At 66.9% G+C, this 24,027-nt stretch carries 13 protein-coding genes; 7 read left to right on the top strand and 6 right to left on the bottom strand.

The genetic code is table 11. The features are described from left to right. Positions 1-142: 142 nt before the first annotated feature. The 5 genes from fusA to rpoB form a co-directional block, all read right to left on the bottom strand. The gene (fusA, locus tag QQZ11_RS08070; RefSeq protein WP_022910624.1) at positions 143-2,245 is read right to left on the bottom strand and encodes an elongation factor G; all 2,103 of its coding nucleotides are present in this window, start codon (positions 2,243-2,245) and stop codon (positions 143-145) included. Positions 2,246-2,357: 112 nt separating this feature from the next. Next, entirely contained in the window at positions 2,358-2,828 is a 471-nt protein-coding gene (rpsG, locus tag QQZ11_RS08065) for a 30S ribosomal protein S7 (protein ID WP_022910623.1), read from the bottom strand. Further along, the gene (rpsL, locus tag QQZ11_RS08060; RefSeq protein ID WP_022910622.1) at positions 2,828-3,199 is read right to left on the bottom strand and encodes a 30S ribosomal protein S12; all 372 of its coding nucleotides are present in this window, start codon (positions 3,197-3,199) and stop codon (positions 2,828-2,830) included. The genes rpsG and rpsL overlap by 1 nt, the downstream gene beginning before the upstream one ends. 398 nt (positions 3,200-3,597) lie before the next feature. Continuing rightward, a complete protein-coding gene (locus tag QQZ11_RS08055) occupies positions 3,598-7,488 on the bottom strand; it encodes a DNA-directed RNA polymerase subunit beta' (protein WP_284550196.1) in 3,891 nt (1,296 codons plus the stop codon). A gap of 134 nt (positions 7,489-7,622) precedes the next feature. Then, positions 7,623-11,099: a DNA-directed RNA polymerase subunit beta gene (gene rpoB / locus QQZ11_RS08050; RefSeq protein WP_022910620.1), complete on the bottom strand. Its 3,477-nt coding sequence runs from the start codon at positions 11,097-11,099 to the stop codon at positions 7,623-7,625. A 469-nt stretch (positions 11,100-11,568) separates the two neighbouring features. Here rpoB and QQZ11_RS08045 point away from each other — a divergent pair, with 469 nt between their 5' ends. Both QQZ11_RS08045 and QQZ11_RS08040 read left to right on the top strand, forming a co-directional pair. Then, positions 11,569-12,303, top strand: coding sequence for a hypothetical protein (locus QQZ11_RS08045; RefSeq protein ID WP_284549760.1), 735 nt, complete (start codon positions 11,569-11,571; stop codon positions 12,301-12,303). A gap of 211 nt (positions 12,304-12,514) precedes the next feature. Continuing rightward, entirely contained in the window at positions 12,515-13,183 is a 669-nt protein-coding gene (locus QQZ11_RS08040; RefSeq protein WP_284549757.1) for a hypothetical protein, read from the top strand. A 51-nt stretch (positions 13,184-13,234) separates the two neighbouring features. Here QQZ11_RS08040 and wecC read toward each other — a convergent pair whose 3' ends face one another. Then, the gene (gene wecC, locus QQZ11_RS08035; protein WP_284549756.1) at positions 13,235-14,488 is read right to left on the bottom strand and encodes a UDP-N-acetyl-D-mannosamine dehydrogenase; all 1,254 of its coding nucleotides are present in this window, start codon (positions 14,486-14,488) and stop codon (positions 13,235-13,237) included. A gap of 169 nt (positions 14,489-14,657) precedes the next feature. Between wecC and QQZ11_RS08030 the strand changes: the two genes are divergently transcribed. The 5 genes from QQZ11_RS08030 to QQZ11_RS08010 are packed head-to-tail and all read left to right on the top strand — an operon-like array spanning position 14,658 to position 23,954. Next, on the top strand, positions 14,658-15,866 hold the full coding sequence (locus QQZ11_RS08030; RefSeq protein WP_284549753.1) for a glycosyltransferase family 4 protein: 1,209 nt from the start codon (positions 14,658-14,660) through the stop codon (positions 15,864-15,866). Beyond that, positions 15,863-17,590: a glycosyltransferase family 4 protein gene (locus QQZ11_RS08025; RefSeq protein WP_284549752.1), complete on the top strand. Its 1,728-nt coding sequence runs from the start codon at positions 15,863-15,865 to the stop codon at positions 17,588-17,590. Before QQZ11_RS08030 ends, QQZ11_RS08025 begins: the two co-directional genes overlap by 4 nt. Continuing rightward, a complete protein-coding gene (locus tag QQZ11_RS08020) occupies positions 17,590-18,483 on the top strand; it encodes an ABC transporter permease (RefSeq protein ID WP_284549751.1) in 894 nt (297 codons plus the stop codon). Before QQZ11_RS08025 ends, QQZ11_RS08020 begins: the two co-directional genes overlap by 1 nt. After that, a complete protein-coding gene (locus tag QQZ11_RS08015) occupies positions 18,467-19,369 on the top strand; it encodes an ABC transporter ATP-binding protein (RefSeq protein WP_284549750.1) in 903 nt (300 codons plus the stop codon). The genes QQZ11_RS08020 and QQZ11_RS08015 overlap by 17 nt, the downstream gene beginning before the upstream one ends. A 19-nt stretch (positions 19,370-19,388) precedes the next feature. Continuing rightward, complete coding sequence (locus tag QQZ11_RS08010; protein WP_284549748.1) at positions 19,389-23,954, top strand: glycosyltransferase; 4,566 nt, start codon at positions 19,389-19,391, stop codon at positions 23,952-23,954. Positions 23,955-24,027 lie beyond the last annotated feature (73 nt).

Here is a 24,027-nt window from a genome sequence, read left to right as displayed (position 1 = left end):
TCCCGCCGGCGCTCTGCCCGCGAGACCTGACTTGGTCCAGGACGGACCTCACCCTTGGGCGAGGTACCCGTCCCATTTTTCTGCACCGGTGCGTGAGAGTCAAACGGCCTGTCTGACCCTCACGCCCGGCAACCCGCTGGGATCACTCCCCGCCGCGGGTCTTGGCGATGATCTCGTCCGCCACGGACTTGGGGGTCTCGGCGTAGGAGTCGAACTCCATCGAGTACGAGGCCTGGCCCGAGGTCTTCGACCTCAGGTCACCCACGTAGCCGAACATCTCCGACAGCGGCACGAGCGCGTGCACGACGCGGTTGCCGTGCAGCTCGTCCATGGACTGGATGTGTCCGCGACGACCGTTCAGGTCACCGATGACGGTGCCCAGGTAGTCCTCGGGAGTGGTGACCTCGACGGCCATCATGGGCTCGAGCAGGGCCGGATCGGCCTTGCGCGCGGCCTCCTTGAACGCCATCGAACCGGCGATCTTGAAGGCGAGTTCCGAGGAGTCGACGTCGTGGTAGGCACCGTCGGTCAGGGTGACCTTGATGTCTTCCACGGGGTAGCCGGCCAGCACGCCGAACTGCATGGCGTCCTTGATGCCGGCGTCGACGGCGGGGATGTACTCACGAGGGATGCGTCCACCGGTGACGGCGTTGACGAACTCGTAGCCGGTGCCCGCGGGCTGGGGCTCGAGGTCGATGATGACGCGGCCGTACTGGCCCGAACCACCGGACTGCTTCTTGTGGGTGTACTCCACCTTCTGCACCGCCCGACGCAGGGTCTCGCGGTAGGCCACCTGCGGCTTGCCGATGTTGGCCTCGACCTTGAACTCGCGCTTCATGCGGTCGATCAGGATCTCGAGGTGCAACTCGCCCATGCCGGCGATGATGGTCTGCCCGGTCTCCTCGTCGGTGTGGACGCGGAAGGTCGGGTCCTCCTCGGCCAGACGCTGGATCGCCATGCCCAGCTTCTCCTGGTCGGACTTGGTCTTCGGCTCGATGGCCTGCTCGATCACCGGGGCCGGGAACTCCATCGACTCCAGCACGATCGGGTTGGCGGGGTCGCACAGGGTCTCACCGGTGGTGGTGTCCTTCAGGCCCATCACGGCGCAGATCATGCCGGCGCCGATCGAGTCGATCTCCTCACGCTTGTTGGCGTGCATCTGGTAGATCTTCCCGATGCGCTCCTTCTTGCCCTTGGTCGAGTTCAGCACCTGGGCGCCGGCCTCGAGTCGTCCCGAGTAGACGCGGACGAAGGTCAACCGGCCCAGGTGGGGATCGGCGGCAATCTTGAACGCCAGCACCGACAGGGGCTCGCTGTCCTGCGGCTTGCGGTGCAGCTCGACGGACTCGTCACCGGGCTTGAAGCCGTCGATGGCGGGGACGTCGGTGGGGGCCGGCAGGTAGTCGATGACGGCGTCGAGCAGGGGCTGGACGCCCTTGTTCTTGAACGACGAGCCACAGACCACGGCGTTGGCCTTGTTGGCCAGCACACAGCGGCGGATGGCGTGCTTGAGCTCGAGGACGGTGAACTCCTCACCGCTGTCCTCACGCTCGAGCCACAGCTCGGCGAACTCGTCGTCATGGTCGGCGAGGGTGTGGATGAGCTCCTCGCGAGCGGCCTCGGCGGCCTCGAGCATGTCGGCGGGGATCTCCTCGACGGCGTAGTCCTCACCGATCTTGGTCTCACCGCGCCAGGTCAGCGCGCGCATGCCCAGCAGGTCGACGACACCGATGAAGTGCGACTCGGCACCGATCGGCAGCTGCAGCACCAGCGGGGTCGCCTGCAGGCGCTCGCGGATGGTCTTGAGGCAGTGGTCGAACGAGGCACCGGTGCGGTCGAGCTTGTTGACGTAGCAGATGCGGGGCACCTTGTACTTCGACGCCTGACGCCACACGGTCATCGACTGGGGCTCGACACCTGCGACACCGTCGAACACCGCGACGGCACCGTCGAGAACGCGGAGCGAACGCTCCACCTCGACGGTGAAGTCGACGTGACCGGGGGTGTCGATGATGTTGATCTGGTGGTCGTGCCAGAAACAGGTGGTGGCAGCGGAGGTGATCGTGATGCCACGCTCCTGCTCCTGCTCCATCCAGTCCATGGTGGCGGCGCCGTCGTGCACCTCACCGATCTTGTAGGTGATGCCGGTGTAGAACAGGATGCGCTCGGTGGTGGTGGTCTTGCCGGCATCGATGTGCGCCATGATGCCGATGTTGCGAACTTTGCCCAGGTCAGTGGTGGCCATTGGCCTCTACCTCAATCTCAATTGTGGGACTCGGAATGTCATGAGTGCCCGGCACTTCTGTGCCCGAGCGGGGTGCGCCCCCTCGTCCCGCGAAGGACGAGGGGGCGGCGGATCACCAGCGGTAGTGCGCGAAGGCGCGGTTGGCGTCTGCCATCTTGTGCGTGTCCTCGCGGCGCTTGACGGCGGCGCCCAGGCCATTGCTGGCGTCGAGGATCTCGTTCATGAGGCGCTCGGCCATCGTCTTCTCGCGACGGGCGCGGCTGAAGCTGACCAGCCAACGCATCGAGAGCGTGGTGGCACGGGCCGGCTTCACGTCGATCGGCACCTGGTAGGTGGCGCCACCGACGCGGCGGCTCTTGACCTCGACGGAGGGCTTGATGTTGTCGAGCGCCTTCTTCAAGGTCTGCACGGGATCGACACCGTTCTTGGTGCGGCAGCCCTCGAGGGCGGTGTACACGATGTCCTGGGCGATGGTCTTCTTGCCATCGAGGAGCACCTTGCTCACCAGCTGGGAGACAACGGGCGACCCGTAGACGGGGTCGACCATGACCGGGCGCTTCGGCGCCGGACCCTTGCGAGGCATTACTTCTCCTTCTTCGCGCCGTAGCGGCTGCGAGCCTGCTTGCGGTTCTTGACACCCTGGGTGTCGAGCGAGCCGCGAATGATCTTGTAGCGGACACCGGGCAGGTCGCGCACACGGCCTCCGCGGACGAGCACCATCGAGTGCTCCTGCAGGTTGTGCCCGACGCCTGGGATGTAGGCGGTCACCTCGACACCTGACGACAGGCGCACACGGGCGACCTTGCGCAGAGCGGAGTTCGGCTTCTTGGGGGTGGTGGTGTACACACGCGTGCACACGCCGCGACGCTGGGGCGAGCCCTTGAGCGCAGCGGTCTTGTTCTTGCTGACCTTGTCACTGCGGCCCTTGCGGACCAGCTGCTGAATGGTAGGCACCGGCTGGTATCTCTTTCGTTGATCCTGAGGTTGTTCCCTGGCTTGCATCCGTTTCGAACCACCGCTGGCCACCGTCACCGCGGCAGGCGTCAAGCAGGATGCCGTGCGAACTCCGCAAAGGTTCCAGCACTCCTTGTGCAACCAAGAAGGTGGTACCACGCCAGGGCACGCACAGATGCTCGTGCAACTCCGAGCACAGTCTCCAAGATTAGTTCACGCTCACCCGAGGGTCAAAAGCAGGGGTCCCGGGGGGCTCCGGCAGCCCGTGCTGGACGGCACGGCAGCCCGTGGTGCACGGCCCGCCACTCCCCCACCAACGGACGAGGGCCGCCCCACCGAAGTGGAGCGGCCCTCACAACCTCACCGGATCACGACCTCACCCGGTCACCGGCTGACGATCAGCGAACGCCGTCGCCGAAGTCGATGTCCTCCAGCGGAACCGCGGCACCCGAACCCGACCCGAAGTCGTAGTCGTAGGGGTCGTAGTTCATGGTGAACGCGCTGGCCTTCGCCTCGGCGGTGGGCTCCACCCGAATGTTGCGGTAACGGTCGAGACCGGTACCGGCCGGGATCAGCTTGCCGAGGATGACGTTCTCCTTGAGGCCCTTCAGCGAGTCCGACTTGCCGTGGATGGCAGCGTCGGTCAGCACCTTGGTGGTCTCCTGGAACGAGGCCGCGGAGAGCCACGACTCGGTCGCCAGCGACGCCTTGGTGATACCCATGAGCACCGGACGACCCTCGGCCGCACGAGCACCGGACTCCACCGCTTCGCGGTTGGCGTTCTCGAAGCCCTGACGATCGACGAGCTCACCGGGCATCAGGCGGGTGTCGCCACCGTCGATGACGGTGATGCGGCGAAGCATCTGCCGGATGATGATCTCGATGTGCTTGTCGTGGATCGGCGCACCCTGGGTGGCGTACACCTTCTGCACCTCGTCGACCAGCAACTCCTGCACCTTGCGCAGACCGTTGATCCGCAGCACGTCCTGGGGGTCCTTGGTGCCGGCGGTGAGCTGCTGGCCAGCGGCCACGTGCACACCATCAGCGATGACGACCTGCTGGCCGTCCGCCTCGAACTCAAGACGGGCGCGCTTGGGCACCACGTACTCGATGTCCTCACCGCCGTCGTCACGCTTCAGGATGAGCTTGCGGCTGCGGTCGGCCTCCTCGATCTCGATGCGACCCGAGGCCTCGGCCAACGGGGCCTTGCCCTTGGGCTGACGAGCCTCGAACAGCTCCTGCACACGCGGCAGACCCTGCGTGATGTCGTCCCCGGCCACACCACCGGTGTGGAAGGTACGCATCGTCAGCTGGGTGCCTGGCTCGCCGATGGACTGCGCCGCGACGATACCCACGGCCTCGCCGACATCGACCAACTTGCCGGTGGCGAGCGAGCGTCCGTAGCACTTCGCGCAGGTGCCGGTGGCCGCGTCACAGGTGAGCACGGAGCGCACCTTGACCTCGGTCACACCCGCGGCCGCCAGCATGCGGATCTCGGCATCGCCGAGATCAGCCCCGCCGGTGAGCAGCACCTTGCCCTGCGGGTCCGCCACGTCGACGGCCAGGGTGCGGGCGTAGGCAGCGGTCTCGACGTTGTCGGGGATGGTCACCCGTCCCGACTCGTCGACGTGCGCGATGGTCTTGTTCAGACCACGCTGCGTGCCACAGTCCTCCTCGCGGATGATCACGTCCTGCGAGACGTCGACCAGACGACGGGTCAGGTAACCCGAGTCAGCCGTGCGCAGTGCGGTGTCGGCCTGGCCCTTACGGCCACCGTGGGTCGAGATGAAGTACTCGAGGACCGACAGACCTTCCTTGAAGTTGGACTTGATCGGACGCGCGATGATCTCGCCCTTGGGGTTGGCCACCAGTCCTCGCATGGCCGCGAGCTGACGCATCTGGGTCATGGAGCCTCGAGCGCCCGAGTTCACCATCATGACGATGGGGTTCGTGGCGACGAAGTTCTTCTCCATGGCCTCGGTCAGGTCGGCCGTGGCGTCGGTCCATATCTGGATGAGCTCCTGACGACGCTCGTCCTCGGTGACAGCACCGCGGTCGTAGAGGCTGTCGATCTTCAGCGCCTTCTTCTCGAAGGTGTCGAGGATCTCGGGCTTGCTCGGCGGGATCTGCACGTCACCGATCGACACGGTCACACCCGAGCGGGTGCCCCAGCGGAAGCCGAGGTCCTTCAGGTGGTCGAGGGTCTGGGTGACGACCGACATGGGGTAGCCGTCGGCGAGCTCGTTGACGAGAGCGCCGAGCTGCTTCTTGCCCACGTGGTCCTCGACGAAGGGGAACTCCGCCGGCATGGCCTCGTTGAAGGTGATCTTGCCCAGGGTGGTGTCGAGCAGGGCGGTGCCGTCCGGACGGATCCGAGCGGTCGGGCCGGGTCCGGGCACGTATCCCTTGACCAGCACCTTGATCTTGGCGCGCATGTCGAGCTCGCCGGCATCGTGGGCCATGATCGCCTCGGCCACCGAGCTGAACGCCCGGCCCTCGCCCTTGAGCCCGTCGAGGCTCTGGGTGAGGTAGTACATGCCGATGATCATCTCGTGCGAGGGCAGGGTCACAGGACGACCGTCTGCCGGCTTGAGGATGTTGTTCGTCGACAGCATCAGGATGCGGGCCTCGGCCTGCGCCTCCGCCGACAGCGGCAGGTGCACGGCCATCTGGTCACCGTCGAAGTCAGCGTTGAAGGCAGCACACACCAGCGGGTGGAGCTGGATGGCCTTGCCCTCGATCAGCTGCGGCTCGAAGGCCTGGATGCCGAGTCGGTGAAGGGTGGGTGCACGGTTCAGCAGCACCGGGTGTTCGGTGATGACCTCCTCGAGCACGTCCCACACCACGGGGTGCTGACGCTCGACCATGCGCTTGGCCGACTTGATGTTCTGGGCGTGGTTGAGGTCGTCCAGACGCTTCATCACGAACGGCTTGAACAGCTCCAGGGCCATGGCCTTCGGCAGACCACACTGGTGCAGCTTCAGCTGCGGACCGACCACGATGACCGAACGGCCCGAGTAGTCCACGCGCTTGCCCAGCAGGTTCTGACGGAAACGACCCTGCTTGCCCTTCAGCATGTCCGAGATCGACTTCAGCGGACGGTTGCCCGGTCCGGTCACGGGACGACCGCGTCGTCCGTTGTCGAACAGCGAGTCAACGGCCTCCTGCAGCATGCGCTTCTCGTTGTTCACGATGATCTCGGGGGCACCGAGGTCGAGCAGGCGCTTGAGGCGGTTGTTGCGGTTGATGACGCGGCGGTACAGGTCGTTGAGGTCGGAGGTCGCGAAACGTCCACCGTCGAGCTGCACCATCGGACGAAGGTCCGGAGGAATGACGGGGACGGCGTCGAGCACCATGCCCATCGGCGAGTTGCCGGTGTTCAGGAACGCCGAGACGACCTTCAGCCGCTTCAGGGCGCGGGTCTTGCGCTGCCCCTTGCCGGTCTTGATGGTCTCCTTCAGCGACTCGGCCTCGGCGGCCAGGTCGAAGGTGGCCAGACGATTCTTGATCGCCTCGGCACCCATCGAGCCCTCGAAGTACTTGCCGAAGCGCGCCTTCATCTCGCGGTAGAGGATCTCGTCGCCCTCGAAGTCCTGCACCTTGAGGGACTTGAAGCGGTCCCAGACGGCGTCCAGGCGATCGATCTCGCGCTGGGCGCGGTCACGGATCTGCTTGGCCTCCTTCTCGGCGCCGTCCTTGATGCGCTTCTTCTGATCGGCCTTGAGCCCGTCGGCCTCGGCCTGGCCGAGGTCCTCCTCAAGCTTCTTGAGCCTGTTGTCGACGTCGACGTTCTTGCGCTTCTCGAGCTGACCACGCTCGACGTCGACCTTGGCCTGCAGCGACGAGAGGTCGCGGTGACGGGCCTCCTCGTCGACGGCGGTGATCATGTAAGCCGCGAAGTAGATGACCTTCTCGAGGTCCTTCGGGGCGATGTCGAGCAGGTAGCCCAGTCGCGAGGGAACACCCTTGAAGTACCAGATGTGGGTGACGGGGGCGGCCAGTTCGATGTGGCCCATGCGGTCACGACGGACGTTCGACCGGGTCACCTCGACGCCACAGCGCTCGCAGATGATGCCCTTGAAGCGCACACGCTTGTACTTGCCGCAGTAGCACTCCCAGTCACGGGTGGGGCCGAAGATCTTCTCGCAGAAGAGGCCGTCACGCTCGGGCTTCAGCGTGCGGTAGTTGATGGTCTCGGGCTTCTTGACCTCTCCGTGGCTCCAGCCACGGATCTCATCGGCGGTGGCGAGGCCGATCCGGAGTTCGTCGTAGTAGTTGACGTCCAGCACGGTGGTTGTCTCCATTTCCCTGCTCTTCGCAGGTGCTGAATATGTGTCTGAGTTCTGGGGGTTGGACTGGTCCTGCCGGGCCCGCCGCGGTCGTCCTCACCAGGGGGGACGACCGCGTCGGGCCGGCTGAGAACTCAGACTTCGTCGACCAGGGCGAACGAATCGGCGCCCGGACGGCGAGACAGGTCGATGCCGAAGTCCTCGGCGCCGCGGTAGTCGTCCTCGGAGTCACGCAGTTCGACGACGGTGCCATCGCTGGAGAGCACCTCGACGTTCAGGCAGAGCGACTTCATCTCCTTGACGAGCACCTTGAACGACTCGGGGATGCCCGGCTCGGGGATGTTCTCGCCCTTCACGATGGCCTCGTAGACCTTCACACGGCCGGGAACGTCGTCCGACTTGATGGTCAGCAGCTCCTGCAGTGCCCAGGCGGCGCCGTAGGCCTCGAGGGCCCACACCTCCATCTCACCGAAGCGCTGGCCACCGAACTGTGCCTTGCCGCCCAGCGGCTGCTGGGTGATCATCGAGTACGGACCGGTCGAACGGGCGTGGATCTTGTCGTCGACCAGGTGGTGCAGCTTCAGCATGTACATGTAGCCGACACCGATGCGCTGCGGGTAGGGCTCACCGGAACGTCCGTCGAACAGACGAGCCTTGCCGTCGGCGTCGACCAGGCGGTCTCCGTCGCGGGTGGGCAGGCCGTGCTCGAGCAGTCCGGCGATCTCCTCCTCGGTGGCGCCGTCGAAGACCGGGGTGGCCACGCGCGAGTCGGAGTCGGCGCGACCCATGCCGACCTCCTGCAGACGCTTGGCCCACTCGTCCTCGAGACCCGAGATGTCCCAGCCGGTCTTCGCGATCCACCCGAGGTGGTTCTCGAGCACCTGGCCCAGGTTCATACGCGAGGGAACACCGAGCGGGTTGAGCACGATGTCGACGGGGGTGCCGTCCTCCAGGAAGGGCATGTCCTCCACCGGCAGGATCTTCGAGATGACGCCCTTGTTGCCGTGGCGTCCGGCGAGCTTGTCGCCATCGGAGATCTTGCGCTTCTGGGCCACGTAGACGCGCACCATCTGGTTCACGCCGGGGGGCAACTCGTCGCCCTCCTCGCGGTCGAAGACGCGCACGCCGATGACGGTTCCGGTCTCGCCGTGGGGCACCTTCATCGAGGTGTCGCGCACCTCGCGAGCCTTCTCACCGAAGATGGCGCGCAACAGGCGCTCCTCGGGGGTGAGCTCGGTCTCGCCCTTGGGGGTGACCTTGCCGACGAGGATGTCGCCGGTGCCGACCTCGGCGCCGATGCGGATGATGCCGCGATCGTCGAGGTTGGCCAGCATGTCCTCGTTCACGTTCGGGATGTCCCGCGTGATCTCCTCGGGGCCCAGCTTGGTGTCACGAGCGTCGACCTCGTGCTCCTCGATGTGGATCGAGGTGAGCACGTCGTCCTGCACGAGACGCTGCGACAGGATGATCGCGTCCTCGTAGTTGTGACCTTCCCAGGGCATGAAGGCGACCAGCAGGTTCTTGCCCAGCGCCATCTCGCCCTGGTCGGTGCAGGGTCCGTCGGCCAGCGGCGAGCCGACCTCGACCCGGTCCCCGGGGGCGACCAGCGGACGCTGGTTGATGCAGGTGCCCGCGTTCGACCGCTTGAACTTCTGCAGCTTGTGGCTGGAGTAGGTGCCGTCGTCGTTCGCGATCTCGATCAGGTCGGCCGAGACGTTGCCCACCACACCGGCCTTGGCGGCCAGGGTGACGTCGCCGACGTCGGTGGCGGAGCGGTACTCCATACCGGTGCCGACGAAGGGCGACTCGTTGCGGATGAGCGGCACGGCCTGGCGCTGCATGTTGGCACCCATCAGGGCGCGCGAGGCGTCGTCGTGCTCGAGGAAGGGGATCAGGGCCGTGGCCACCGACACCATCTGGCGAGGGGAGACGTCCATGTAGGTGACCTCGGACGGGTCGAGGTTGTCGACGTCGCCGTGGCGCTTGCGGACGAGCACCCGCTCCTCGATGAATCGGCCGTCGGCGTCGAGCGGGGCGTTGGCCTGCGCGACGATCTGACGGTCCTCCTCGTCAGCGGTCAGATAGTCGATCGTGCCGGTGACGACACCGTCGACCACCTTGCGGTACGGGGTCTCGATGAAGCCGAACGCGTTGACGCGGGCGAACGATGCCAGCGAGCCGATCAGACCGATGTTCGGGCCCTCAGGGGTCTCGATGGGGCACATGCGTCCGTAGTGCGAGGGGTGGACGTCACGGACCTCCATGCCGGCGCGGTCACGGGACAGACCACCCGGGCCCAGGGCCGACAGACGGCGCTTGTGGGTCAGGCCCGCGAGCGGGTTGTTCTGGTCCATGAACTGCGACAGCTGCGAGGTTCCGAAGAACTCCTTGAGTGCGGCGGTCACCGGACGGATGTTGATCAGGGTCTGCGGCGTGATCGCCTCGATGTCCTGGGTCGTCATGCGGTCACGCACGACGCGCTCCATACGACCGAGACCGGTACGCAGCTGGTTCTGGATCAACTCACCCACGGTGCGCAGACGACGGTTGCCGAAGTGGTCGATGTCGTCGGCCTCGACGGGGGTGCCGTTGGCCAGGGTCTCGCGGCCCTCGTGCAGCGCACAGACGAAGTGGATCGCCTGGACGATGTCGTCGACGGTCAGCACCTGCTTGTCGAAGGGCAGGTCGAGGCCCAGCTTCTTGTTGATCTTGTATCGACCAACCTTGGCCAGGTCGTAGCGCTTGGGGTTGAAATAGTAGTTGTTCAGCAGCGTCTCGGCCGCGTCACGTGCCGGCGGCTCGCCGGGGCGCAGCTTGCGGTAGATGTCGAGCAGCGCCTCGTCCTGGGTGTGGACGTGGTCCTTCTCGAGCGTCTGGCGGATCGACTCGTATCCGGCGAACTCCTCGAGGATGCGCTCCTCGCTCCAGCCCAGGGCCTTGAGCAGCACCGTGACGTTCTGCTTGCGCTTGCGGTCGAGGCGGACGCCGACCAGGTCGCGCTTGTCGATCTCGAACTCGAGCCAGGCACCACGCGAGGGGATGATCTTGGTCGAGAAGATGTCCTTGTCGGACGTCTTGTCGGGGGTCTGCTCGAAGTAGACGCCCGGGGAACGCACCAGCTGCGAGACGACCACGCGCTCGGTGCCGTTGATGACGAAGGTGCCCTTGTCGGTCATCAGCGGGAAGTCGCCGATGAAGACCGTCTGGGACTTGATCTCGCCGGTGTCGTTGTTCATGAACTCAGCGGTCACGAACAGCGGCGCGGCATAGGTGATGTCGCGATCCTTGCACTCGTCGATCGAGGCCTTCGGATCTTCGAAACGGTGGTCGCGCAGTGAGAGCGACATCGTCTCGGCCATGTCTTCGATGGGAGAGATCTCTTCGAAGATCTCCTCCAGTCCGGACTTGGTGTTCACGTCGGTGCGCCCCTCAGCGAGGGCCTCCTCGACGCGCTTCTGCCAGGCCTCGTTGCCCACGAGCCAGTCGAAGGCGTCGATCTGCAGGTCAAGCAGATTCGGCACTTCCATCGGTTCGGGGATCTTCGCGAACGAGAGTCGTCCGCTGGAGGAGATGACGTTGGTGTTCTTTGCGGCGGTGCGCGAGGCGGCCAAGATGCGGTCCTTCCAAGAACTCAACACGTAGTGCTGTGCATGCAGAACTGTCCCGCGTCAAGCATCACGGGTCGTCGGCAGCGATGGGGCAAACAACCACGATACGCCGTGCGCGGCAACTTTGCAAAGCGCACAGCGGGGCTCGGGCTGTCAAACGCAACCCGGTCGGGAACCGCGACATCGGAGTCGGTGCGCATGCCCTCGATCTGAGCCCGTCACAGGCGGCTCATGGGTTCGTACCGGACGACCATCGCGTCGCAGTCCATGGTAGTCCTCGGGGGCGCGGTGGCAAGCACCCTACCCGGCTTGTCGTCACCGCCGGTCCAGCCCGCAACCCTCAACCTCGACCAGAGCGTGGCCGCTCCCCATTCCGGGCGGGCCGGGCGGGCGGGTTACCATCATGCGGCCGGGTGTGGGCACTCCCGGTGGTCGTCCACTCCCCCACCCCGACGCCGCCCCGGGAGGTGCCGTGAAGAAGCTGCTGAAGCCCCAGTTCGTGATCCCGCTGGTCGTCGCCTACCTGCTGGTGGCCGTCATCATCGCCGGGCCATGGTTCGCGCTGTTCACCGGTGGCCTGCTCGCACTCGTGGCGGCACTCGCCCTGTGGCTGTCGCCGAAGCGGCTGAGGCAACAGGCGGGAGCGGGTGTGGCGGTGCTGGGAGTGGCGCTGTGCGCCTCGGGCTACGTCGTCGGCGCCCAGCCTGCCTGGCTGCGGCCCAGTGTCGCACTCGATGCCGTGCCGGCCGAGAACCAGTCGTCCGCACCGCAGGACTCGACCCCGGTCTCGTCCCCCAGCACCAGCTCGCTTGTCCCCTCCTCAGCCACCGTGACGACCCGGTCCTCGACCCCCGCGGGTTCCCTGACCCCGGCGGCGACCTCAGCAGCCCCGTCGAGCGCCTCGCAGGTGACCACCACCGCGCAGCCGCCAGCCACCAGCGCGACCCGGACGACTCAGTACGTGCCGCCGACGACCTCTCGGCCGCAGGCTCCGACGACGACCAGGACGACAACCGCTCCCATGGCCACCCGTTCGAGCACCATCGCCCCGCCGGTGCAGCCCACCACGGCTCCGACGAGCACGACCAGCACCCGTCCGTCCATCGGTGGGTTGCCCACCGTGGTTCCCACGGACGTGATCGTGCCCAGCGCCGTCTTGCCCAGCACGTCTGACCAGCCCACCACGACCGGTGGGGCCCAGGGCTGACGCCATCCGAGAGCCCTCGAAGCGGAGAGATCTTCGTGCGCAGGGTCCTCCCGCACGAGCCTGTACGCACTCCGGAGCAGGTGTGCCATCATGTGCGCGTTGAAGATTCTGCGGAAGGGGCACCCCGTTGGAGGGTTTCGTCGACACTCGCGCCCCCAGCGCCCCAGTGCACGGGATGCGCGCCCGGAGACCACAGGCTGATCGCCTGCTCGTGTTCTTGCCAAGCGCCGTCCCTCCCAGTGCCGAGCATCGGCATCCCAGTTTTGCGCGTTGGAGATGGCAGGCCAGCTTTCCCGACCGCCACGTGATCTGTTTGGCTGATCCCTCGATGGGGCTGCACGACGAGCTCTTGGGCGCTTGGTACATCAACCCGGCGCTGGACGTGATTGAACTGCTGGCGAGTGTCGTCACGGACGAGGCGGACGCATGTGGGGTACCACTTGACCGGGTTACGCTGTACGGCTCCTCCCTCGGCGGCTTTGGTGCCCTGATGCTTGCGTCGGCGATTCCAGGGGCCCTCGCAATCGCGGAGGTTCCCCAAGTCGACTTCGAACTGTGGCCCTTCCGGTCTGCGCGCGCAGCGCTGGAGGAGCATGTGACACACATGGAGCTCGCCGAGTATCGAAAGTCGCACCCCGAACAACTCAGCGTCCGCTCACGCTTCGAGCGTTCGGGCATCCCCAGATACCGGATCGTCACCAATACAGAGGACCTGCAATTCGAACAGACCCTCGATCTACACCGATGGGTCAGCCAGCAGCGCCGAGAGCCTCTGGGAGGCTGTGAACTGCTGGTTTCGGACGCGGTGGCAGGGCACGCGCCACTTGGCCAGAGCCAAGCGCGGCGGCACATCGAACAGTGCGACGCCGCATTCAGCTAGTTCTGGACAAGCACAACGCAGGGTCGAAGTGAGCTATCGGCGCGTCTGAGTTCAGCGGGAGAGGGTCTGGGGGCGGCGGCGACGCCACAGCCCCTTGGTGTCGACCAGCAGGCGCCCGTCGAGTCGCTCCGCTGGGATCGCCTTGAACTCCTTGTGATCGACCAGCAACACGATCACGTCGGCGTCGCTGGCATCCTCGAGGTCGACCAGGGTGACGCCTCGACCGGCGAGACTCTCGGGCAGTTCACTCACGTTGGGCTCGACCGCCACCACATCGGCGTTGTCGAGCTCGGCCGCAAGTCGCTCGACGATGTGCAGCGAGGGAGATTCGCGGAGGTCGTCGATGTCGGGCTTGAAGGCCAGCCCGAGGCAGGCGACCGTCTTCATTGCCTTGTCTGCCAGGGACGGGTCGTCGAGGGCAGCGCGAACCTGGTCGATCACCCAGTCGGGTTTGCCGTCATTGACGTGCCTGGCCTGGTTGATCAGCTTCGCGTGGTCCGGCGAACTCGACACGATGAACCACGGGTCGACGGCGATGCAGTGCCCACCCACCCCGGGGCCGGGCTGGAGGATGTTGACCCTCGGGTGCTTGTTGGCGAGCTCGATGAGCTCCCAGACGTCGACCCCGAGTTGGTCAGAGATCAGCGACAGTTCGTTGGCGAACGCGATGTTGACATCGCGGAAGGCGTTCTCGGTGAGCTTGGCCATCTCGGCCGTGGTGGCGTCCGTCAGGTGCAGTTCGGCTTGGCAGAACGACGCGTACAGCCTGGCAGCGCGCTCGGCGGCCTCGGGGGTGATGCCGCCGATGATGCGGTCGTTGGTGACCATCTCGACCATGATCCGGCCGGGCAGTACCCGCTCGGGGGCGTGGGCGAACTGCAGGTCGGTGAGCTCCGGACGCAACTGGGCCAGCAGGTCACGGACGTGCTCGGTGGTTCCGGGCGGGGAGGTCGACTCTAGGATCACCAGCTCATGGCCCTGCAACTGCGGCGCGATGCCCTTGGTGGCGGCGTCGATGTAGCTGAGGTCGGCCTTGTGGCCCTCCGCGAACGGGGTGGGCACGGCGATGATGAAGACGTCACCCTGCGGGGTGTCCTTGCGGGCGGTCAGGTGGCCCTCCCGGACGACCTGGGCCACGACCTCGCCGAGCCCCTCCTCGATGAACGGCAGCTCCCCGGCATTGACGGCATTCACGTGCCGATCGGAGACGTCGACGCCGATCACGTTCTTGCCGGCTCGAGCGAGCACGGCGGCGGTGGGCAGGCCGATGTAGCCGAGCCCGATCACGACGATGGTGTCATCCATGGATTCTGGTTTCCTCACCATAGGGAGTGCTCGTCTCACACGCCGGGGACGAGGTCTGTTAAGTTCTCCGAGAGGGTATCACCCCATCATTGCGCCCATTTGCGCCTCGTGATCCGATTGCCACCCAACCCCTGATTGTCACCGGGAGCCGACCATTCGCATTCTGCTGTTGACGCAGCACTTTCCCCCCGAGGGCGGGGCCCACGCGGGGCGATGGTCGTGGCTGTCACGAGAACTCCTCGCCAAGGGGCACTCCCTCGACGTGGTGGTGCCGCGCTGGGGCCACCACCCCGAGCGCCAGTCCGACACCTCAGGTCTGCGCATCCGCGAGGTGCGGGCCCTGGTGCCCGGGCTCGGGCTGCATCGGCGGCTGATGAACGAGGCGGTGACCGGAGCGCAGACCCTGCTGGCCGCGCTGCGCTCGTCCCGTCCCGACGTCGTGCTGACCACGGTGCCGGCGCTGACGAGTCTGCCTGTGGGCTGGCTGGTCGCGAAGCTGCGTCGGCTGCCCTTGGTGGTCGAACTCCGCGACGCCTGGCCCCACCTATTCGCCGACGTCGAGCACTGGAACGACGACGGCACCCACGAACTGCCTCCGCCACCGTTCAGCAACGCCCTCACGCCCACCCTGACGGGCTGGTACTGGGGCATGTTGCGCGACGCGTCGGCGATCGTCACGACCACCGAATCGCTGGCGCAGGACTTGCGGAGCCACGGCATGCGTCAGGTGAGGGTGGCCCGCAACATCGCCACGCCCGACGATCCCCTGCCACCCGTGGACGACCACGACGGGCTCAACGTGCTCTACATGGGCGTGATGGGCCGTGCGCAGCGCCTGGCTGTCGCCATCGACGCTGCGGCGTTGCTGAAGGACTCCGACACACCCGTGCGGCTGCGGATCGTCGGCCGTGGCGCGCACAGTCACTCGCTGCACACCTATGCCGCGCGCAAGGGAGTCGACGTCGAATGGATCGACCAGGTGCCCAAGCCCGAGACCCGGGCACACTTGGAATGGGCCGACACGGTGCTGGTCTGTCTGCGCCGGTGGCACGGCATGGAACTCACCGTTCCCAGCAAGCTGTACGACATCATGGTCGTGCAGCGGCACGTGAGCGCGAGCCTCGAGGGTGAGACGGCCGAGATCGTGCGACAGTCCGGGGCAGGGGACGTGGTCCCACCCGAGGATCCGGAGGCACTGGCCCGACTCTGGCGGGACCTCGCGGGCGACCGATCCCGCCTGCGGGTGGGATCCGCTGCCCGCGACTGGGTGATGACCCATGGCTCGGCGCTGCTGCACGCCGCCGAGGTGGAGACCGCCTGCGAACTGGCATCGGCACGCCCGGGCCTCATGCGCGGTGTGGCGACGGGTCGTGCATGACCGCCTCCCGCATGCCGGAGCGACTCGGCTCGATGGTCCGTGACCTCTGGCTGGCGGGTTCGACCGGGGCCAGACTGCTCCACGACGACGCCGCCCATGCGGCCGTCCAGGTTGCCCGTCGGGTGGGGGTCACTCACCTCCCCCACCACGGAAATGCCGCCTGGCAGGCACTGATGGCCCACATCTCTGACCGTCCGGATGCCGTCAGGACCCAACTCGAGGGCTGGTGGGGTCCATCCCCGATACCGGGCACGCGGATGAGGCGGGCGTGGGATGCCTTGGCAGTGTCGGTCGCGGTGAACCGCGGGTTGGTCGAACTGATCCCGACCGACCTGCTGACCAACCGTGACCGGGCCCGACTGCGCCTGCAGGTGGGTGACTTCGGTGGCGCCCTCGCCGAGCTCGACCCCGCCAGCCCCTTGGCTCAGCGCATCCGCAGCGAGCGGGATGCCATGACCCCCGGCGTGCGACTCCCCCAGCGCCCTCCGCTCCACGTGCGCGCCGCCGGCCGACGTGTGCTGTTCGTGCTCACCAACTCACTGCCGCACACCCAGTCGGGCTACACCCGCAGGAGCCAAGCCGTCATGCAGGCAGTGCAACAAGCGGGGTGGGAGGTGCAGGCGGCGACCCGGCTGGGCTACCCCACCACCATCGGTCGCCTGGGGGGCCCACACCTCGAACAGGTCGGCACGGTTCCTGTGCACCGGCTATTGCCCTGGCATCAGCCAGCCAGCCTGATGCAGCGACTGACCCTGCAGGCCGACCTGCTCACCGACCTCGTCGGGGAGTTCCGCCCCCGGGTGCTGCACACGACCACCGACCACACCAACGGTGTGGCCGTTCGCGAGGTCGCCGAACGCACCGGACTGCCGTGGGTCTACGAGATGCGCGGGCAACTTGAGTACACCTGGCTGGCGAGCCGCCCCGACTGGGCCCGGCACGAAGCCGAAACCAGCGAACGCCTGCGCCTGCAGCGGGACCGTGAGACCGAACTGGCGATGTCGGCCGACGCAGTGGTGGTGCTGTCCGAGGTGCAGCGTGCCGACCTGCTCAAGCGAGGCGTCCCCGAGGACCACATCACGGTGGTGCCGAATGCAGTGGACGAATCCCTCTTCAACCGCGACGCGACACCCACCCAGGCGCGCGCCCAGCTCGGACTGCCGCGGGAGGGTGAATGGGTGGGATCGGTCAGCTCGGTGGTCGGCTACGAGGGGTTCGACGTACTGCTGCGAGCCGTGCACCTGCTGCGCGCCGGCGGCAGGGACGTGAGGTGTGCCATCGTCGGTCACGGGGTGGCGCTGCCCTCGCTGCAATCACTGGCCCACGACTTGGGCCTGGACGGGGTCTGCCAGTTCCCCGGCCGTCAGGACCGCGCTCGTGCGCTGACGTGGGTCGAGGCCCTCGACGTCGTGGCCGTGCCCAGACTCGACACCCCGGTGTGTCGCATGGTGACCCCCCTGAAGCCTGTGGAGGCGTGGGCCCTGGCCCGTCCCGTGGTCGGGAGCGACCTCCCGGCGTTGGCCGAGGTGGTGTCACCAGCCGGCGGATCCCTGGCTCGTGCTGGCGACCCGCTGAGTCTGGCGGAGCACCTCTCAGCGGTGCTGGACGACTCCGACGCCCTCCAACGAGCAAGACTGCTGGGACGTTCATGGGCAGCCGAGCGGACGTGGCGGCGGGCCGCCTCCCGTTACGATCGGGTGTACGCCACGTTGGGAGCTGACTGATGGAACCGTCTCGGAGGGCCGCATTCGCGCTGCCCAGGCTGAGCCGCGAGACTCCTCGGCGTGGCCTCGACTATGCCGACCTGAGGAAGGTGGGTGGCCGGCCACCTCTGCGCGACTACGTGCGGCAGTTGTGGGATCGCCGCCACTTCATCTGGGCGCAGTCGAGGGCCCAAGCCCTCTCGGGCAACCGGGGCATGGTGCTGGGCAATCTCTGGCTCGTGCTGAACCCGCTGTTCGACGCGGGCATCTACATCCTCATCTTCGGGGTGCTGTTCCAGTCACGCATCGCCAACTTCCCGTCGTACGTGGTGATCGGCGTGCTGATGTTCAGCTTCACCACGCGCGCGCTCAACAGTGGGGTGACAAGCATCCACGGCAGCACCGGCCTGATCCGCGCCTTCTCCTTCCCCCGGGCATCGCTCCCCCTCGCCTCCACCCTGCGTGAGGCCCTGCAGACCTTGCCGGTCGTGGTGGTAATGTTCATCGTCGTTCACGTGCTTTCGAAGCACTGGCCCCATTCCACGGCAATCATGGTGCCGTTCCTGTTCGCCCTGCAGTCGTTGTTCAACGTGGGCGTCGCCCTCATCACGGCGCGCATCGGGGCTGCCTTTCCCGATGCGCGGCACTTGTTGGGATATCTCATTCGAATTCTGATGTACGGATCAGCAGTGATGTGGTCGGTCGACCGGTTCGCGGCCATTCCCCACGCCCAGGCAGTGGTGCAACACCAGCCTTTGTTCCTGTTGATCAACATGTACCGCGAACTGCTCATGCGCGGCTACATGCCACGACCCGGGGAATGGATCCAACTCACCATGTGGGCGGTGGGTGTCAGCACGTTCGGGCTGGTCTGGTTCTGGCGTGGGGAGGTCTCCTATGGTCGAGTCCGCTGAGGAACCCCAGGTCTCCGTGGTCATCACCGATGTCTCGGTCACCTACGACAGCGAGATCGAGCCACCGCCCGACGGCAACGCCCTTCACCGACTGGCGCACAGCGTCGTCAGCCGCGTCTCGCGCACCAAGGTGCACGCCCTGCGTGAGGTGTCGCTGACGGTGCGGGAGGGCGAGCACGTCGGGATCGTGGGATCCAACGGATCGGGAAAGAGCACCCTGCTGCGGGTCATTGCCGGCGTGCAGCCACCCGATGCCGGCCAGGTGCTCGCCACGGCGACTCCCATGCTGCTGGGCGTCAACGCCGCGCTGCTCCCCCACATGAGCGGCCGCAAGAATGTGCGACTCGGCTTGTTGGCGCTGGGCTTCTCCCCGGTGGAAGTTGCGCAGATCACCCCGCGCGTCCTGGACCTGGCCGGTATCGGGGACGCCATCAATCGTCCCATGTCGACCTACTCCTCGGGAATGGGTGCCCGGCTGCGCTTCGCCATCGCCGCAGCTTCGAATCCGGAGATCCTGCTGATCGACGAGGCCCTCGGCACGGGAGACGCGTCCTTCGCGGAGCGCTCGGCCCGCACCATCAAGCGCTTGCGTGAACAGGCGGGCACGATCTTCCTCGTCTCGCACGCCGCTCAGACGATCGAGAGGCTGTGCACCCGCGCAGTGTGGTTGCATGAGGGTGAACTGGTGACCGACGGTGACGCCGTCATCGTGGCCCGCACGTACCGGCAGTGGGCCTGGCAGGTGGCGCAGGAGAACTTCGCCGAGGCCGACAAGGTGATGCGCGACACCCTTGCGGGCGACCTGTGGGCCGAGAGGGAACGCGAGCAACTGGCGGCCAAACCTCGGGAGGAACCCGAGGGTTGGGTCGTTGATGAAGAGATCTGACCCCCGATGAGGACGAGACGTGCACGCTGACGAGACGCGCGACCCACGACAGATCGACGACCTGCGCCGTGAGGACGCCTTGACCCACTTCGACGAATTCTGGACGAAGTACCTCGGCATGGCGGCACGCTCCACCTCACCCAAGGGCTCCGCGAAGGGCAAGGACGCCGAGACGAACAAGCGGGAGGCGGAGCGTGCCCGCGCTGCCCTTGCTGCGCAGAAGTCCCAGTTGGCCCAGGCCAACGCGGCCCTGGCCGCCTACCGGGTGGAGAACAAGCGCCTCAAGGACGACCTGAAGCGACTCCGCGGGTCTCGCACCTGGCTCGTGGGCAGGTGGGCGCTGCATCCGTTGGCCATGGTCAAGCAGCGGGCATCGGCAACCCGTCGTGCCGTCGGCCGCCCTTCCACCGTGGCCACCGCTGCGCAGCTCGCGAGCACTGCGTCCACTCCCCCGCCCGCCGCTCCTTCCCAGAGCGCCCCCACCATTTCGAACGGGCCACCCGCGCACCGGTCGGCGACCGCGGCCGCTCCGGGCAGCTCCTCGCCTCGCCCAACGGCGACGTCCACGGGCACGTCGAATGCGCGGGAACTGCAGCTGCTGGTGACAGCCCTCGATGCGGATCCGACCCCTGCGAACCTGCTGGACGTGCTCCAGTACGGGTGGAACGTCGGCGGACATGTCTCCGAAGTCTGCGCCGCCCTGCGGCGGCACTCCGAGCTCGTGGGTGCGATGGGCGACTGGGGCCAAGCCCTCGCCGCCCGAGCGTTGGGGGATGAACGCATCATCACGGGAGCCGTGGTGGTGCCGCCGCGCAGCCCCGGTGCTGCGTACCACCCGGAGCGGGGGCGCATCATGTACTGCGCACACTCCACCCCGGCCTTCCACACGAACGGATACTCCACGCGCACGGGCGGGATCGTCTCGGCCCTACGGTCCGGCGGCAACGATGTCACGGTGGTCGCACGCGCCGGTTACCCCTGGGACACCAAGACCGAGGCCAAGCACCCCAGGCGCAAGCGGTGGTCGCGCACCATCAACGACGTGGAGTACGTGCACCTGCCCGGCCCCGACCTCACGCGCACCCCTCTCGACCACTACCTGTTGCAGGCGGCAGACGCCTACGTGAGGGAGGCGCGACTGCAGCGCCCGAGCCTGATCCACGCCGCCTCGAACCATCGCACTGCCCTGCCCGCTTTGATCGCCGCGCGACGCCTCGGGCTGCCGTTCGTCTACGAGGTTCGCGGTCTCTGGGAGATCACCGAGGCCTCCGACCGCCCCGGCTTCGAGGGCACAGAACGCTACGAGATGCAGGTCTCGCTCGAGAACCTGGTGCTCACCGAAGCAGATGCAGTGCTGGCCATCACCGAGGAATTGAGGGACGAACTTGTCGTTCGGGGTGTCGACCCCGCGCGCATCCGTCTCGCACCCAACGCGGTGCATCCCCACGAGTTCCTCCCCCTGCCCAAGGACGAGGCCTACGCAGCCCGCCACGGAATCCCACTGGAGCACCCTGTCATCGGGTTCGCAGGCAGCCTGGTCACCTACGAAGGACTGGCAACCCTGCTCGACGCGGCTGCCCTGCTGCGGGACCGGGGCCGCGAGTTCACCATCGCGATCGCTGGCAGCGGGAAGGCCGAAGCCGACCTCGCCAAGCAGGTCACCAGGTTGGGACTGAGCGACCGGGTGCGACTGCTCGGACGGCTGCCCAACGCGGAAATGCCCCGGCTGCTCAGTCTGTTCGACATCATGCCGCTCCCCCGCCTCAGTCTTCCCGTCACCGAGATGGTGTCACCACTGAAGCCGCTGGAGGCCCTGAGCAGCGCCAAGGCAGTGGTGCTCTCCGACGTGAAACCGCACCGCATCTACGCCGGGGCGGACGATCCCACGGCGCCGCCCCGCGGGTTGCTCGTCCCCGCTGGCGACCCCGTGGGCCTGGCCGACGCGCTGGCAGACCTGATCGACGATCCTGACCGCCGGGCCGATCTCGGCCGGGCCGGGAGGCAGTGGTGCCTGCGAGAGCGCACGTGGGACGTCGTCGCCGCCCAGGTGCGACAGGCCCACACCGACGCCGGGCTGGAGCAGCAGCGCCTCGCCGATGCCACCCCGGCGCGCAGTCTGTCCGACCTGCGGGTCGGACTCATCGCCGACGAGTTCACGAGCCAGACGTTGGCGGCCTCCATGCAGACCCAACCCTTGGACAGGCACCGCTGGGCCGACCAACTGGCAGGACTCGACCTCGTCTTCATCGAGTCGGCCTGGAAGGGCAACCACGGTCAGTGGTTCAGGGGCGTCGGACGGTACGAGGACGACGAACACGCAGACATCGCCGCGCTGCTCTCATCCGCGCGCGAACGCGGAATCCCGACAGTCTTCTGGAACAAGGAGGACCCAGTCCACTTCGCGCGTTTCGTCGACACCGCTGCCCTCTGCGATCACGTGTTCACCACCGACGCCGACATGATCGGCCCGTACCTGCGGGCTGGGCTCGGGACGGTGAGAACAGCCTCGGCACTTCCCTTCTACGCCCAGCCGAGGATTCACAATCCCCTGGCGAGGTCGCGCACCTTCGAGCCGACGGTTGCCTACGCCGGAACGTTCTACGGTGACCGCTACAAGAAGCGCTCGGCGGAACTCGCCTCGCTGCTCACGACAGCCGAGCCGTTCGGCCTGACGATCTACGACCGGCAGGCAGACGATCCCGATTCTCCCTACCGATTCCCCGCCTCGCTGCAGCCCTTCGTCCGCGGCAGCCTGCCCTACGACGAGGTGATCGATGCCTACTCCACCCACCTCGCGAACCTGAACGTCAACAGCGTCTCTGACTCGCCCTCCATGTTCTCCCGACGCGTGGTCGAGATCGCCGCGTGCGGTGGGGTGGTTCTCTCCGGTCCCGGTCGCGGTATCGAGGAGACCTTCGGCTCAGCCATCCCCGTCAGTGCCGATCCGCTGATGTGGCGCGCCTGGCTCGGCCGTTGGTCCCGCAACCCCCAGGCCAGGCTCGCGGAGGCATGGCTGCAAGTTCGGTCGGTGCTGCGGGCGCACACCGTCGCCAGCGCACTCACCATCCTGACCCGTACAGCCGGGCTGTCGGTGGAGGGAGTGACCTTGGCGACCTACGCCTTGGACATTCGCCATTCGGATCCCGCCCTCGCGCTCCGAGCAGTGGCGCAGCAGTCGGTTCTGCCTCGTCAGGTCATGGGCGAGGTCGATCAGGAAACCCACGCCCTGCTGGCCGAGCTGGGCATCGAGGTGGTGCCGCGCGGTGAGGCCACGGCCGACTACGTCGGAATCCTGGACGAATCGACCCTCGCCGCACTCACGCGTACGTGGTTCGAGGACCTGCTGCTGAGCAATGCCTACGGGCCATGGGAACGGATCGAGCCCGCAGCGGACGAGGGCCTGTCGCTCTCGTCCCCGTTGGCGACGCCGACAGACGCACCGAGCAGTTCGGCAGGCCTGGTCGCCCGCGTCCTGGTGGACGAGATGGGCTTGGACGGGGCCCTGCATCGCAACGGGGTGACCGGGGTGAGGCTGACCACGATGAGTGCACCCCCGCACGACTCGAACCACGGGATCGTCGACATGACTGACAAGACCGCAGGTCAGTCCCTCGAAGGCCGCACGGTGCTGGTCGCCGGCCATGACCTGAAGTTCGCGACGGCCCTGATCACGTCGCTGGAACAGGCGGGAGCCACCGTGCTCACCGACGTCTGGCAGTCCCACACCAAACACGACGAAGCCACCTCACTGCAGTTGCTGGCGCAGGCCGATGTGGTGCTCTGCGAGTGGGGGCTGGGCAACGCGGTGTGGTACTCCAAGCACGTCTCAGCGCAGCAGCGCCTGGTCGTGCGGGTGCACTCCCAGGAACTTCGACGCCCGTACCTGTCGCAGATCAGACATGCTGCCGTCGATCGCTACGTGTTCGTCGGCGAACTCATCCGGCAGGCGGCCATTCGTAGTCACGGGGTGCCCGCCCACAAGGCGGTGGTGATCCCCAACCCTGTCGATGTCGATGCACTCGACCTGCCCAAGCTGCCCGGAGCGAAACACACCATCGGCTTCGTCGGTATCGTGCCCCAGACGAAGCGACTCGACCGAGCCATCGAGGTGGTCGAGCGACTGCGTGACCGCGGCCACGACCACCGGCTGCGGATCAAGGGGAAGCGACTGGAGGACCACCCCTGGATGGCACAGCGGCCCGACGAGATGAAGTGGTACGCCGCCCAGCAGGAACGGATCGACCGCCTGAACGAAGCCGCCCCGGGAACCGTCGTCTTCGACGGCCACGGCGACGACATGCCGCAGTGGTACCGCTCCATAGGTGTGGTCCTCTCGACCAGCGATTTCGAGTCCTTCCACCTCACGATCGCCGACGGTGCCGCCTCGGGCGCCCTTCCCGTGACGGTGGCCTGGTCGGGCGCCGACCTCATCTATCCCGCTGCGTGGATCGAGCCCACGGTCGACGAGATGGTGGAGCACATCATCGCCGGCGACCATGACGTCGAGGCGGGCAAGGCATTCGTCCGCGCCCACTTCGCCCAGTCGGACGTCCTCGCCGCCCTGCGCGGCGTGCTGGCCGGATGACCGGGCCGGTCATGGCCACGTCGTCGCTGGACGCACTGGAGCCGGTGGTACGTCGCCGCCTCCCCCACGCCAC

The organism is Aestuariimicrobium sp. T2.26MG-19.2B, from assembly GCF_950101875.1.
Lineage (GTDB): Bacteria > Actinomycetota > Actinomycetes > Propionibacteriales > Propionibacteriaceae > Aestuariimicrobium > Aestuariimicrobium kwangyangense.
Note: the sequence above shows the minus strand (reverse complement) of the source record. Positions and strands in the feature narration are given on the sequence as shown.